The organism is Pseudomonas sp. FG86 (genome assembly GCF_057808775.1).
Genome location: NZ_JBMDIS010000011.1, coordinates 132,895 through 146,712, shown reverse-complemented (window position 1 = coordinate 146,712; position 13,818 = coordinate 132,895). Strand labels below are relative to the sequence as shown.

The 13,818-nt window shown below is 61.0% G+C and carries 11 protein-coding genes; 5 read left to right on the top strand and 6 right to left on the bottom strand.

The features are described 5' to 3' along the window. Nucleotides 1-312 precede the first annotated feature (312 nt). Together mprF and ACODSV_RS10590 are read left to right on the top strand one after the other, a co-directional pair. Nucleotides 313-2,955: a bifunctional lysylphosphatidylglycerol flippase/synthetase MprF gene (gene mprF / locus ACODSV_RS10595; protein ID WP_024077224.1), complete on the top strand. Its 2,643-nt coding sequence runs from the start codon at nucleotides 313-315 to the stop codon at nucleotides 2,953-2,955. Further along, complete coding sequence (locus ACODSV_RS10590) at nucleotides 2,955-4,235, top strand: virulence factor family protein (protein ID WP_024077225.1); 1,281 nt, start codon at nucleotides 2,955-2,957, stop codon at nucleotides 4,233-4,235. The genes mprF and ACODSV_RS10590 overlap by 1 nt, the downstream gene beginning before the upstream one ends. A 137-nt stretch (nucleotides 4,236-4,372) precedes the next feature. On the opposite strand, the gene recJ is transcribed toward ACODSV_RS10590, so the two are convergent. After that, complete coding sequence (gene recJ / locus ACODSV_RS10585) at nucleotides 4,373-6,082, bottom strand: single-stranded-DNA-specific exonuclease RecJ (protein WP_069076904.1); 1,710 nt, start codon at nucleotides 6,080-6,082, stop codon at nucleotides 4,373-4,375. 175 nt (nucleotides 6,083-6,257) lie between these two features. Then, nucleotides 6,258-6,800 (bottom strand): YaeQ family protein, encoded by a 543-nt coding sequence (locus ACODSV_RS10580; RefSeq protein ID WP_024077227.1) that lies wholly within the window; start codon nucleotides 6,798-6,800, stop codon nucleotides 6,258-6,260. A gap of 148 nt (nucleotides 6,801-6,948) precedes the next feature. On the opposite strand from ACODSV_RS10580, the gene ACODSV_RS10575 reads away from it, so the two are divergent. Together ACODSV_RS10575 and ACODSV_RS10570 are read left to right on the top strand one after the other, a co-directional pair. Continuing rightward, nucleotides 6,949-8,148, top strand: a complete 1,200-nt coding sequence (locus ACODSV_RS10575; RefSeq protein WP_150095335.1) for a CaiB/BaiF CoA transferase family protein — start codon at nucleotides 6,949-6,951, stop codon at nucleotides 8,146-8,148. After that, nucleotides 8,148-9,032: a TIGR02285 family protein gene (locus ACODSV_RS10570; protein ID WP_024077229.1), complete on the top strand. Its 885-nt coding sequence runs from the start codon at nucleotides 8,148-8,150 to the stop codon at nucleotides 9,030-9,032. Before ACODSV_RS10575 ends, ACODSV_RS10570 begins: the two co-directional genes overlap by 1 nt. A gap of 172 nt (nucleotides 9,033-9,204) precedes the next feature. On the opposite strand, the gene ACODSV_RS10565 is transcribed toward ACODSV_RS10570, so the two are convergent. Then, nucleotides 9,205-9,489, bottom strand: a complete 285-nt coding sequence (locus ACODSV_RS10565; RefSeq protein WP_041161012.1) for a DUF3509 domain-containing protein — start codon at nucleotides 9,487-9,489, stop codon at nucleotides 9,205-9,207. Nucleotides 9,490-9,800: 311 nt separating this feature from the next. Between ACODSV_RS10565 and ACODSV_RS10560 the strand changes: the two genes are divergently transcribed. Next, nucleotides 9,801-10,022, top strand: coding sequence for a hypothetical protein (locus tag ACODSV_RS10560; protein ID WP_024077231.1), 222 nt, complete (start codon nucleotides 9,801-9,803; stop codon nucleotides 10,020-10,022). A gap of 81 nt (nucleotides 10,023-10,103) precedes the next feature. On the opposite strand, the gene thrC is transcribed toward ACODSV_RS10560, so the two are convergent. The 3 genes from thrC to ACODSV_RS10545 all read right to left on the bottom strand — a co-directional run bounded on the left by thrC (nucleotide 10,104) and on the right by ACODSV_RS10545 (nucleotide 13,746). Next, complete coding sequence (thrC, locus tag ACODSV_RS10555) at nucleotides 10,104-11,513, bottom strand: threonine synthase (protein WP_024077232.1); 1,410 nt, start codon at nucleotides 11,511-11,513, stop codon at nucleotides 10,104-10,106. Nucleotides 11,514-11,580: 67 nt separating this feature from the next. Further along, complete coding sequence (locus ACODSV_RS10550; RefSeq protein WP_150055347.1) at nucleotides 11,581-12,885, bottom strand: homoserine dehydrogenase; 1,305 nt, start codon at nucleotides 12,883-12,885, stop codon at nucleotides 11,581-11,583. A 129-nt stretch (nucleotides 12,886-13,014) separates the two neighbouring features. After that, nucleotides 13,015-13,746, bottom strand: coding sequence for a thioredoxin fold domain-containing protein (locus ACODSV_RS10545; RefSeq protein WP_024077234.1), 732 nt, complete (start codon nucleotides 13,744-13,746; stop codon nucleotides 13,015-13,017). Nucleotides 13,747-13,818: the final 72 nt, after the last annotated feature.

The following is a 13,818-nucleotide window of genomic DNA, read 5'->3' as shown; positions in this document are numbered from 1 at the left end:
GCTCATAACCCGAAGGTCGTCGGTTCAAATCCGGCTCCCGCAACCAAACATCAAAGAAGGCTACTCGAAAGAGTGGCCTTTTTTGTATCCGGTGAAAAAGCTCTTCTGAAACAATGGCATGGCATCTTTCATGAAACCGTATAGGGTTTATAGAGTCCATTCCATTGCACACTATGCTTAATCCTCTACGACCAATGGCCGCAGTCGCCGCCCCCGGCGATACGCGTTAATATTTGTAATTATTTTGTCCATAGGGATTGGTAACTTGGCTGGATACCTCCATCCTGTCGCGCACAATCCACGAGGTGATTGATGCGCGCCAACTCGTCTGAACCACAAGACTCCGTCACAGCAGAACAACCGATCACTCCCACCCGTTTGCGCTGGCTGGATCTGTTGAGCAAATATCGCCAACCCATCGGGCTGGCAGTAACCTTGTTGCTGTTTGCAATCGCCCTCGTCGCCTGCCGCCACCTGCTGCTGGAGCTGGACCTCTACGCCCTCCACGACTCGATCCTGGAAGTGCCCAAGCCTTCACTGCTCGGCGCATTCGCCGCCGCCGTCGCCGGTTTCATCATTCTGTTGGGCTATGAGTTTTCCGGCGCGCGCTATGCCGGCGTAAAACTACCTGCCAAGACCCTGGCCCTCGGCGGCTTCACTGCCTTTGCGATCGGTAATGCCATTGGCCTGTCGATGCTCTCGGGCGGTTCGGTACGCTACCGTTTATATGCACGCCACGGTATCGGCGCTTCAGAAGTCGCTCATATGACCGTGTTCGCCAGCCTGGCCCTGGGCTGCGCCCTGCCGCCGCTGGCTGCATTGGCCACTTTGAGCAACTTGCCTGCTGCGTCCACCGCCCTGCATGTATCGCAAGGTTTGCTCGGCGCTATTGCCGGTGCCGTGCTGCTGTTGTCGGCCGCACTGTGCATCGGCATTTATCGCCGTCGCCTGCCGGAGCAACCCTACCCGGACAACCTGCTGGTCAAAGTGGGCCGCCGCACGCTGCGCCTGCCTGGCCGACGCCTGACGTTCCTGCAACTGATCATCACCGCGCTGGATGTCGCCGCCGCCGCCACCGTCCTTTATATGCTGCTGCCGGAAGCGCCGCCCTTCGGCCCTTTCCTGCTGGTGTACCTGCTGGCCCTGGCCGCTGGCGTGCTCAGCCATGTGCCGGGTGGCGTGGGGGTATTCGAGGCCATCCTGCTGGCCGCCTTCGCCGACAAACTGGGGGCCGCCCCCTTGGCCGCCGCCCTGCTGCTGTACCGCATGATCTACGTGGTGCTGCCGCTGCTGATCGCCTGTGTGTTCCTGCTGGTCAACGAGGCACAGCGCCTGTTCCAGACCCAACAGAGCCTGCGAGTGGCCTCGGGCCTGGCTGCGCCGGTGTTGGCCGTACTGGTTTTTTTGTCCGGCGTGGTCCTGCTGTTTTCCGGCGCCACGCCCGAAATCGACTCGCGCCTGGAAAACATCGGCTTCCTGATTCCCCACCGCCTGATTGACGCTTCGCACTTCGGTGCCAGCCTGATCGGCGTGCTGTGCCTGTTGCTGGCCCAAGGCCTGCGCCGCCGTTTGTCCGCAGCCTGGATGCTGACCATGGTGCTGTTGCTGACCGGCGCCCTGCTTTCACTGCTCAAGGGTTTCGACTGGGAAGAAGCCAGCCTGATGACCATGACCGCCGTGTTGCTGGCCATTTTCCGGCGCTCGTTCTACCGGGCCAGCCGCCTGACCGAGCTACCGTTCTCGCCGCTCTACCTGGTGGCCAGCGTGTGCGTGCTGGGTGCGTCGATCTGGCTGCTGCTGTTCGCTTATCAAGACGTGCCTTACAGCCACCAACTGTGGTGGCAGTTCACCCTGGATGCCAACGCCCCACGCGGCCTGCGCTCGCTGCTGGGTGCCGCCGTGCTGCTGGTGATCGTGTCGCTGACCTGGCTGCTGCGCACGGCGCGCCCGGTGATCCACCTGCCGACCGCGGAGGAGTTGGAGCGTGCCACCAAAATCCTGATGGCCTCGTCGCAGCCCGACGGTGGCCTGGCACTGACCGGTGACAAGGCGCTACTGTTCCATCCTAACGACGAGGCCTTCCTGATGTATGCCCGTCGCGGGCGCAGCCTGGTGGCCCTGTACGACCCGATCGGCCCGACCCAACCCCGCGCCGAGATGATCTGGCAGTTCCGTGACCTGTGCGACATCCACCATGCGCGCCCGGTGTTCTATCAGGTGCGGGCGGAGAACCTGCCGTACTACATGGACATCGGCCTGACCGCGATCAAGCTGGGCGAAGAAGCCCGGGTCGACCTGAAACGCTTTGACCTGGAAGCCAAGGGCAAAGAGATGAAGGATTTGCGCTACACCTGGAACCGTGGCACCCGGGACGGCCTGTCCCTGGAAATCCATGAACCCGGTACCGCACCGATGGACGAACTCAAGGTCATTTCCGACGCCTGGCTGACCGGCAAGAACGTGCGGGAAAAAGGCTTTTCCCTGGGCCGCTTCAGCGACGACTACCTCAAGCACTTCCGTATCGCGATCATTCGCTTCGAAGGGCACCCGGTAGCCTTTGCCAACCTGCTCGAGACCTACAACCACGACCTGGCCAGTCTCGACCTGATGCGCGCCCACCCGGACGCGCCAAAGCTGACCATGGAGTTCATGATGGTCGGCCTGATTCAACACTATAAGAGCCACGGCTATGCCCGCTTCAGCCTCGGCATGGTGCCGTTGTCGGGCCTGCAACCGCGACGCGGTGCGCCGCTGACCCAACGCTTGGGCTCAATGGTGTTCCGTCGTGGCGAGCAACTGTATAACTTCCAAGGGTTACGCCGCTTCAAAGACAAGTTCCAGCCTGACTGGGAACCCCGTTACATGGCCGTGCCCGCGGGACTTGATCCGCTGGTTGCACTGGCCGATACCGCCGCCCTGATCGCGGGCGGCTTGACTGGATTGGTGAAACGCTGATGATTCGACGCTCCTGGCGGTATGTATTGGCCTTTGTAGTGCTGCTCGCCCTGGTCCTGGGTGGCGGCTATTGGTACTGGAACCGCCCTGCCCCGCAGCCGACCCTGGAACAACTGCCCCAGGCCGACGGCTCGGTGATGACCCGCGTGACCCCGGCCGGTACGGCGAAAGCCCGGGTCGCCGTGGCCGTGATGGCCGACGAAACCCTGACCGACAGCCAACTGATAGCCCTGAGCCAGGGCGGCAAGGCACAGATTGTCCAGGTGATCCTGCCCAAGGACGACTGCAAGCTGCAGGAACAAGCACTGCAAGGCGCCCTGGGCCAGCTCAATGGCCCGGCGACGCTGGTCAGCGGCATTGGCCCTGGCGCCGCCCTCGCCTGGCGCTGGCTGGCCACACAGAACGACGACAAGGCCAATGCCATTTCCGTCGGATTCGCCCTGGTGCAGGAAGGCTGCAAGGACCCGCTGCCGAAAACATCCGCCCATGGCAACTGGCTGGTCGCATGGAATGACAACCCCGACGATGAAAGCGCCAGTTTCGTCCGCGACACACCGCGCGCCACCACCAGCATCAGCGACTACGACATTCACTACCCGCAAGTGCTGAACAACGAACTGCGCAAGCAACTGGTGGGCTCGGACAACGGCGGCCTGGCGATTCCCGTCGTGGAAGTGCCGGCAGGCCAGGCCAAGGACACCGTGACCCTGTTCCTGTCCGGCGACGGCGGCTGGCGTGACCTGGACCGCGACGTGGCCGGCGAGATGGCTAAGATCGGCTATCCGGTCGTAGGCATCGACACCCTGCGCTACTACTGGCAGCACAAGACCCCGGAACAAAGCGCCAAGGACCTCACCGAGCTGATGCAACACTACCGGCAGAAGTGGGGCACCAAGCGTTTCGTGCTTACCGGTTATTCGTTCGGTGCCGACGTACTGCCAGCGATCTACAACCGCATGCCGGAAAACGAACAGCAGCGCGTCGACGCAATCATCCTGCTGGCGTTCGCCCGCACCGGCAGCTTTGAAATCGAAGTAGAAGGCTGGCTGGGCAATGCCGGCAAGGAAGCCGCGACCGGCCCGGAAATGGCCAAGCTGCCAGCTGACAAAGTGGTGTGCATCTACGGTGCCGAAGAGGTCGACGAGAGCGGCTGTACCGACAAGACCGCCGTGGGCGAGGCTGTGAAGCTGCCAGGCGGGCATCACTTCGACGAAAACTACCCGGCGCTGGCCAAGCGTTTGGTGGATATCATCGTCAAGCACCAGGCCAAGGCCGAATAAACCCGAGCCTTACACAAATCAAAATGTGGGAGGGGGCTTGCCCCCGATAGCTGAGTGTCAGTCAATAATGCTGTGACTGACCTACCGCTATCGGGGTGCAGCCCCCTCCCACAGTTGTTTTGCGGTGTTAGTAAAATCTAGCGCGGCTCGATGTGGGCAATCATCAGTTGCACGGTTTCATTCCCCCGAAACTCGTTCACGTCCAGCTTGTAGGCCAACTCCACCCAACGCACCGTCGGGTTCGGCCACACTTCGCGGTCCACTCCAAACGCAATGCCATCAAGCTTCACCGACCCGCATTCGGTCTTGAGCACCACTTTCAGGTGTCGCTCCCCCACCACTCGCTGCTCCACCAACTGGAACACGCCGTGAAACAACGGCTCGGGAAAGTGCTGCCCCCACGGCCCGGCATGCCGCAACGCGCGGGCCAGTTCGAGGTGAAACTCCTCAACCGCCAGGGTGCCATCGGACAGCAACCGGCCGGTGAGGTCTTCTTCGCGCAATTGCCGACGTACTTCAGCGTCAAAGGCTTCGGCAAACAGGGGAAAATTCGCCTCGGGCAGCGTCAGCCCCGCCGCCATGGCATGGCCGCCGTACTTGGCGATCAGGTTCGGATGCTGGCTGGCGACTACCGCCAGGGCATCACGGATGTGGAAGCCCGGCACAGAGCGCCCCGAGCCCTTGAGCAGGCCATCACCGGCGTCGGCGAAGGCAATGGTCGGGCGGAAATAACGCTCTTTCATGCGCGACGCCAGAATGCCGATCACCCCTTGATGCCACTCCGGATCGAACAGGCACAAGCCATAGGGCATCGAGTCCACCGGCAAGTCCTTGAGCTGGGCCAGGGCCTCGCGCTGCATGCCTTGCTCGATGGATTTGCGGTCCTGGTTCATACCGTCCAATTGCGCAGCCATTTCCCGAGCCGCAGCAAAATCGCTGGTCAGCAGGCATTCGATACCCAGGCTCATATCATCCAGGCGCCCGGCAGCGTTCAACCGGGGGCCGAGGATAAAACCCAGGTCGGTGGACGTGATGCGCGCCGCATCGCGCTTGGCGACCTCGAGAATCGCCTTGATCCCTGGCCGCGCACGACCGGCGCGAATACGTTCCAGGCCCTGATGGACCAGGATGCGGTTGTTGGCGTCCAGCGGTACAACGTCAGCGACGCTGCCCAGGGCGACCAGGTCGAGCAACTCCCCAATGTTCGGCTGCGCTTTGTTCTCGTACCAGCCCAAACTGCGCAAGCGCGCACGCAGGGCCATCAGCACGTAGAAGATCACGCCTACGCCGGCCAATGCCTTGCTAGGGAACTCACAGCCTGGCTGGTTCGGGTTGACGATGGCGTCCGCCGCCGGCAATTCATCCCCCGGTAAGTGGTGGTCGGTGACCAGCACCTTGAGCCCCGCCGCTTTCGCCGCCGCCACGCCCTCGACACTGGAGATGCCGTTGTCCACCGTGATCAACAACTGCGGCTCGCGCTGCAGGGCGACGGCGACAATTTCCGGGGTCAGGCCATAGCCGTATTCGAAACGGTTGGGCACCAGGTAATCGACATGGGCCGCACCCAGCAGCCGCAGGCCCAGGGTGCCCACCGTGCTGGCGGTGGCGCCATCGGCGTCGAAGTCGCCGACGATCAGGATGCGCTGGCGTTGCTGCAATGCAGTCACCAACAGGTCTACCGCCGCGTCGATGCCCTTGAGCTGCTGGAAGGGAATCAACCGCGCCAGGCTTTTATCCAGCTCCGCCTCGGACTGCACCCCGCGTGCGGCATAGAGGCGGGTCAACAGCGGTGGCAGTTCACCCAGGAAGGGCATGACGGCGGGTAATGGGCGAGGATCGATACGCATGGGGTGACGGGAGCTTCTCTGCTGATACAACGGTTAAACAACACGGCTGAAAGCGACACGGGTCAACGGTGGGAGGGGCGGTGCGACAATTCGAATGGCTCCCGGCAGCGGCGCAACAGTGACTGCAACTTGACCGGCGCCAGCGTCATCGGGAGCACGCCGCCTCCCACATTTTTCAACCGCGCTCGCCGACCAGCCATTGCAGTTGCACTTCGTGCTGGCCGCGGTCATCAGTCACGAAGATCGTGCCTTCACTGATCATCACGTCCCACTTGATCACGCGCGGCATGTCCTTGGCCAAGGTCTCGAGGACTTCCTGCGGCACGGCAGCGATGTGCACGTTCTTCATACTTTTCGCCGCCGGCACCACCTTGCCTTCCCACACGCGCAGACTGCCATAGGCGAGCAAACTGGTACGTTCGGCGCGGCGCGAGCACCAGGTCAGGCGGTCGACATCGGGCTGGCCGACTTCGATCCAGTGTAAAACCCGATCATCCAGGCTTTTTTCCCACAGGGCCGGCTCGTCTACATCCGAGAGGCCACGGCCGAACGACACCTGTTCGCTGTACCACAGCGCGTAGGCCAGCAGGCGCACGGTCATACGCTCTTCGGTTTCCGACGGGTGGCGGGCGATGGTCTGTTTGACGCTCTCGTACACCGAGCGATCGAGGTCGGTGAGGTTGAGTTCGAATTTATAGGTCGTGGACGGCTGGGCCATGAACGGGCTTCTAGAGACAGGGAAAGGCGGCCAGTCTAACCGATGGCGAGGGCATTCAACGAATCCTGCGCTGCATCATCCTTATCCCTGGGCCACTCGCCTATGTTAAAAGGCATCACACCACTGCCCTGCGCTTGAAAGGATCATCATGTCGTTTAATGCCAAACCGCTTGCCGGCCTGAAAGTCATCGAACTCGGCACCCTGATCGCCGGCCCCTTCGCTTCACGCATCTGCGCCGAGTTCGGCGCCGAAGTGATCAAGATCGAGTCGCCGGATGGCGGCGACCCGCTGCGCAAGTGGCGCAAGCTGTATGAAGGCACCTCGTTGTGGTGGTTTGTGCAGGCGCGCAACAAGAAGTCACTGACGCTGAACCTCAAGCATCCGGACGGGCTGGCGGTCCTCAAACAGTTGCTGGCAGACGCCGACATCCTGATCGAAAACTTCCGTCCCGGCGTCTTGGAAAAGCTCGGCCTGAGCTGGGAAACCCTGCACGCACTGAACCCGAAGCTGGTGATGGTGCGCCTCTCTGGCTTCGGCCAGACCGGGCCAATGAAAGACCAGCCAGGGTTTGGCGCGGTGGGCGAGTCCATGGGAGGGCTGCGCTATATCACCGGCTTCGAAGACCGCCCGCCGGTGCGTACCGGGATTTCCATCGGTGATTCGATTGCCGCCCTCTGGGCGGTGATCGGTGCGCTGATGGCACTGCGTCATCGCGAGGTCAATGGTGGGGTCGGCCAAGTGGTGGATGTGGCGCTGTACGAAGCGATTTTCGCCATGATGGAAAGCATGGTCCCCGAGTTCGACGTGTTCGGGTTTATCCGCGAGCGCACCGGCAACATCATGCCTGGCATCACGCCGTCTTCGATCCATACCAGTGCGGACGGCAAGCACGTGCAGATTGGCGCCAACGGCGATGCGATCTTCAAGCGCTTCATGTCGGCCATCGGCCGTGAGGACCTGGCCAACGACCCGGAACTGGCCAGCAATGATGGGCGTGATGGCCGCCGCGATGAGCTTTACGGGGTGATTGATCGTTGGGTCAACGCCTTGCCACTGGAGCAGGTGGTGGAGCAGTTGAACAAGGCCGAGGTCCCCGCCAGCCGCATCTACAGTGCTGAAGACATGCTCGCAGACCCGCAATTCCTGGCTCGGGAGATGTTCCTCAAGGCGCAACTGCCGGACGGCAAGGACTTCAAGATGCCCGGCATCGTGCCCAAGCTGTCGGACACGCCCGGCAGTTGTGAATGGGTCGGACCGAAGCTGGGCGAACACAACAACGAGCTGCTCCAGGCGCTGGGCTACGATGCCCTGGCAATCACCCGTTTGCATGAGGATGGCGCGATCTGATGACTCGTCGCGTCCAGCGCTGGTTCATTTGCCTGTGTCACGTCACCTTGATGGTCGGCGGCTGGCCGGTATCGGCCAACGCCCAGGATACGCTGGTCTGGTTGTTGCGCGACCTGCCACCGGTGACCATCTTCGAAGGCCCGCGCAAGGGGCAGGGAGCACTGGACCAGTTGCTGCCCATGCTCGCCGAGCGCCTGCCGGAATATCGCCATCAGATCCTGCACGTCAACCGCGCCCGGGGCACGCAAATGCTGCGCGAGCCGTCGTTCACCTGTGACCCGTCACTGCTGTGGACACCGGAGCGCGCCAAGTACGTTGTTTTTTCGACCCAGGCCTTCGTGACGGTGAGCAATGGCGTGATGATCCGCCGGAGCCAGCAGGAGGCCATGGCGCCCTTCATCAACGACGGTCAGTTCGACCTGCAGGCTTTTCTCGACGCTCCCAACACCCGGCTTGGCGCCACCGCAGAACGCAGCTATGGCGCCGTCATCGACGAGCGCCTCAAGCACGCCACCGCGCACAAATTGGCGCTGCACTACGGCAACGATGCATTGGGCAGCCTGTTGCAGATGCAACGTCTCGGCCGCCTGGAAGCGGTCCTGGGCTATTGGACGGAGATCCGCTACCACGCCATGCAACAGGGGATCGACCCACAGGAGCTGATGTTTTTCCCGATCAAGGGCGCCGCGCCTTACCAACGCACGCACATCGGTTGCTCGAACACCGCCCTCGGCCGCGAGGCGATCGAACGCATCAACCAGGTACTGCGTGACATCCCTCTGGAACAGGTGCAGCAGTCCTACGCTTCATGGCTGGACCCGGTCACCCGGGAACACTACCTGCGCGACAACCCAAGCTTTTTCCAGGACTCGCCCATGCCCTGACAAATCGCGGGCAAAAAGAAACCCCGAGGAGTGGGGAGACAACTCGGGGTTAAACGTGGCCTACAAAAAGACCAGTACAACAAGACACAAACACCGGAGCACAATGTTTGCTCTTACTGTTACGAAATCTGACTCGTCATAGCGTAAGAAGGTTCCGAAGAAAAATAATTCTTCATGCCAACACCCCACTACGGGTCTGGGCGGCGTTACGCAGGGCCGCGATCACCGACGGTTCAAGACGCCCCTCTGCGATTTTGAGATCGCGCAGCAGGCAATCCACCACATCCACCAGAGCGCGCTTGTCAGTCAGTTGCGCACGGTCGACTTCACGTTCGACCACGATGGCGCCAGCAGGATTCTTCACGGTCACCAGGCACTCGCCCTGCGCACCAGAGGCGGTCAGCGTAACCTGATAAGGGCTCAGTGCTTCTTCGAGCAATAGGCTGATACTTTCCATCTCGATCACCACTCAATAGTTCGGGAACAATCGGTTCAACGGGAGCTGCATCTATCCTAAGTGACTGGATGTAACGTAGGAAAGTTCGCTTTTTCGTCGTTATGGGGGTTTCGGGGAGTGACTTGAACCAGCATGCGCTTGCAACATGACAACCAAAAAACGGCGCACATGACTGCTTACGCAATGGGCGGCTGTTTTGGGGGTTCCGACGGCTGTGACCGGAGGTGAATCCTATACTCGGTGAGCGCTGGTCACGCTGCCACGCAGGTAAAGCGCATGTCAAAAGGCCCTTATTCCGAAGGATAAATACGATGGCAGAACAAAATGAACAACAGACAGCGACAGACAGGATGCACGCCGAGGTATCCCGTATTTTTGCTGAGATAGCACGCATGAATGCAGAGCAAAACAAACTCCACGCAGAATCCCTGAAGATAACCTGTGAGACGTTCTGGTACCCGGTGGCTATCGCGACCGGCTTCTATGCCGCTGTCGGCACAGTCATAGTCGTCGCCCAGAAACTATTCTCGTAACACTTGAGCGGGCCGGCCAGAAACGAAAAACGCCGCTGACCCAAGGAAGGGAAAGCGGCGTTTTTGTCTTCGTGATTTGTCTTACAAAGGCTTGCCACGATTACCATGCTGGCTGACAAACGCCTGCATCGCCTTCAAATCATTCGGCAGCACTGTGCAACGCTCTTCACGCTCGAACAGGTCGGCCAGATGCTCCGGCAGTTCCAAAGCCTTGCCAACGCCCGCCTTTTCCACCGCTTCCGGGAATTTGACCGGGTGGGCGGTGCCCAGGATCACCATCGGGATATCCAGGCTGCGACGGCATTCACGCGCAGCCTTTACACCGATGGCGGTGTGCGGGTCCAGCAGTTCGCCGGTCTGGGCATAGACTTCAGCGATGGTTTCGCAGGTCTGTGCATCGTCCACCGCGAGGGAGTCGAACAGCTTGCGGGTTTCGGTCCAGCGCTCTTGATCGACGCTGAAACCACCACCGCTCTTGAAGCTGTTCATCAACTCAGCCAGCGCAGCCCCGTTACGGCCGTGCATATCGAACAGCAGGCGTTCGAAGTTCGACGACACCATGATGTCCATCGACGGCGACAGGGTGGCGTGCAGGGTTTCCTTGACGTACTGGTTGCCGCTCATGAAGCGGTGCAGGATGTCGTTGCGGTTGGTGGCGACGATCAACTGGTTGATCGGCAGGCCCATGTTGCGCGCGAGGTAGCCGGCGAAGATATCGCCGAAGTTGCCGGTCGGCACCGAGAACGACACCGAACGCGCCGGGCCACCCAGCTGCAGGGCGGCGTGGAAGTAGTAGACGATCTGGGCCATGATCCGCGCCCAGTTGATCGAGTTCACTGCCACCAGGCGCGTGCCCTTGAGGAAGCTCTGGTCAGCGAAGCTGTTCTTGACCATTTCCTGGCAGTCATCAAAGTTGCCTTCGATGGCGATGTTGTGGATGTTCTCACCGAAGATGGTGGTCATCTGCCGACGCTGCACCTCCGACACACGCTTGTGCGGGTGCAGGATAAAGATGTCGACGTTTTCGCAGTGTTTGCAGCCTTCAATGGCCGCCGAACCGGTGTCACCGGAAGTAGCGCCGATGATCACCACGCGCTCGCCGCGCTTTTCCAGCACGTAGTCCAACAGGCGACCCAGCAGTTGCAGGGCAAAGTCCTTGAACGCCAGGGTCGGGCCGTGGAACAGCTCAAGCACCCACTCGTTGCCATTCAGTTGGCGCAGCGGGGCGATGGCGCTGTGGGAAAACACGCCGTATGTCTCTTCCAGGATCTTTTTGAAATCCGCATCCGGGATGCTGCCGGTAACGAACGGGCGCATCACCCGGAATGCCAGTTCGTGGTATGGCAGGCCGGCCCAGGAAGCAATTTCTTCCTGGGTGAAGCGTGGCAGGTTCTCCGGCACGTACAGGCCGCCGTCGGTGGCAAGGCCTGCCAGCAAAACGTCTTCGAAATTCAGGGCCGGTGCCTGGCCGCGGGTGCTGATGTAACGCATGACTGGCTCCTCTAAAACATTCTCGAACAGGGGCCGCCACACACACGGGGCCCCTGGAACAAATCGGTTAGTTCAAGTGTTCGACGCGAATCCGCACCACCGGGCCCACAACGCCCTGCAAGGCCTCCAGAGCGGTGATGGCATCGTTGATGTGCTGCTCAAGCACGCGGTGGGTCAACAGGATCATAGGCACCTGGCCGTTCTGTTCCTCGACTTCCTTCTGCATGATCGACTCGATGTTAATGCCGCGCTCCGACAGGATGCTGGCGACCTGGGCCAACACACCCGGATGGTCCTTGGCCTGGATGCGCAGGTAGTAGGCGCTTTCGCATGCCTCGATCGGCAGGATCGGGTGGGCCGACAGCGAATCCGGCTGGAAGGCCAGGTGCGGCACGCGGTTTTCCGGATCGCTGGTCATGGCGCGAACCACGTCCACCAGGTCGGCGATCACCGACGAAGCGGTCGGCTCCATGCCGGCACCGGCGCCGTAGAACAAGGTGGAACCGGCGGCATCACCGTTGACCATCACGGCGTTCATCACACCGTTGACGTTGGCGATCAGGCGATCGGCCGGGATCAGCGTCGGGTGTACACGCAACTCGATACCGGCCGGCGTGCTGCGCGCCACGCCCAGGTGCTTGATACGGTAGCCCAGGGCTTCGGCGTAGTTCACGTCGGCCGTGGTCAGTTGGGTGATGCCTTCGGTGTAGGCCTTGTCGAATTGCAGCGGGATACCAAAGGCGATGGACGCCAGGATGGTCAACTTGTGGGCCGCGTCGATGCCCTCGACGTCGAAGGTCGGGTCGGCTTCGGCGTAGCCCAGGGCCTGGGCTTCAGCCAGCACGTCTTCGAAGGTACGGCCCTTCTCGCGCATTTCGGTGAGGATGAAGTTACCGGTGCCGTTGATGATGCCGGCTACCCAGTTGATACGGTTGGCGGACAAGCCTTCACGGATGGCCTTGATCACCGGAATACCGCCGGCCACTGCGGCTTCGAACGCGACGATCACGCCCTTCTCGCGGGCCTTGGCGAAGATCTCGTTGCCGTGCACGGCGATCAGCGCCTTGTTGGCGGTGACCACGTGCTTGCCGTTCTCGATAGCCTTGAGCACCAGCTCGCGGGCCACGGTGTAGCCGCCGACCAGCTCGATGACGATATCGATTTCAGGGTTGGTGGCCACGGCGAAGACATCGTTGGTAATCGCAATACCGGTCGTTTGGAACTGAGGCTTTGGCGAACGCGTGGCAATTTGCGCCACTTCAATCCCACGCCCTGCACGGCGGGAAATTTCTTCAGCATTACGCTGAAGTACGTTGAAGGTACCGCCACCGACGGTCCCTAACCCACAGATGCCTACTTTGACCGGTTTCACTGAAGAACTCCCCATGAAACGGCCGACGCTAGGTCGGCCGTGGAAAACAGCCGCACAACTGCGGCTTTCAATTGATGACCCGCTGATCGTTCAACGGGCCATGATCGTCAAAGGTTCGACGATACTGGTTTACTTGGCACTCAGTGCCAGTTTGGCAACTTGCGGTGCCGGCTGGTAGCCCGGAATCACTTGACCGTCAGCCAAAACGATGGCCGGTGTACCGTTCACGCCAATGGATTGGCCGAGGGCGAATTGCTTGGAAACCGGGTTGGCGCATTTGTCCGCCTTGATTTCCTTGCCATCAACCATCTTGTCCATGGCCGCTTTCTTGTCGGCCGAACACCAGACGGCTTGTAACTGCTCGTCACCCGGCGAACCCAGGCCCTGGCGCGGGAACGCAACGTAGCGCACTTCCACACCCAGCTTGTTCAGCGCAGGCACTTCGGCGTGCAGCTTGTGGCAATAAGGGCAGGTGGTATCGGTAAACACGGTGATGTGGGTCTTGGTCTCGCCGATGGCTGGGTAAACCACGGTTTCAGCCACCGGAATCCCGTTGATCAGCTTGGATACACCCAGGCGCTCGGCTTTCTCGGTCAGGTTGACCGGCTTGCCGTCCTTGAGCTGGAACAGGTAGCCCTGGACGATGTACTGGCCATCGGCACTGGCGTACAGCACACGGCTGCCCTTGAGCTTGACTTCGTACAGGCCGGCCATCGGGCTGGCGCTGATGCTTTCGATCGGCGTATCGAGCTGCAAGTTGGCCAGGCTCTTGCGAATGGTCTGCTCGGCAGCGTCATCGGCGACGACAAACGTGGAAACCAACGCAATGGCTGCGGCGGCAATAATCTGGGTCAAGCGCATGGGAACTCCTGAAGGCAGATGCAGGGACGGCGGGCAAGCACACCGATCTAAAAACACGGGCCTGCAAACACA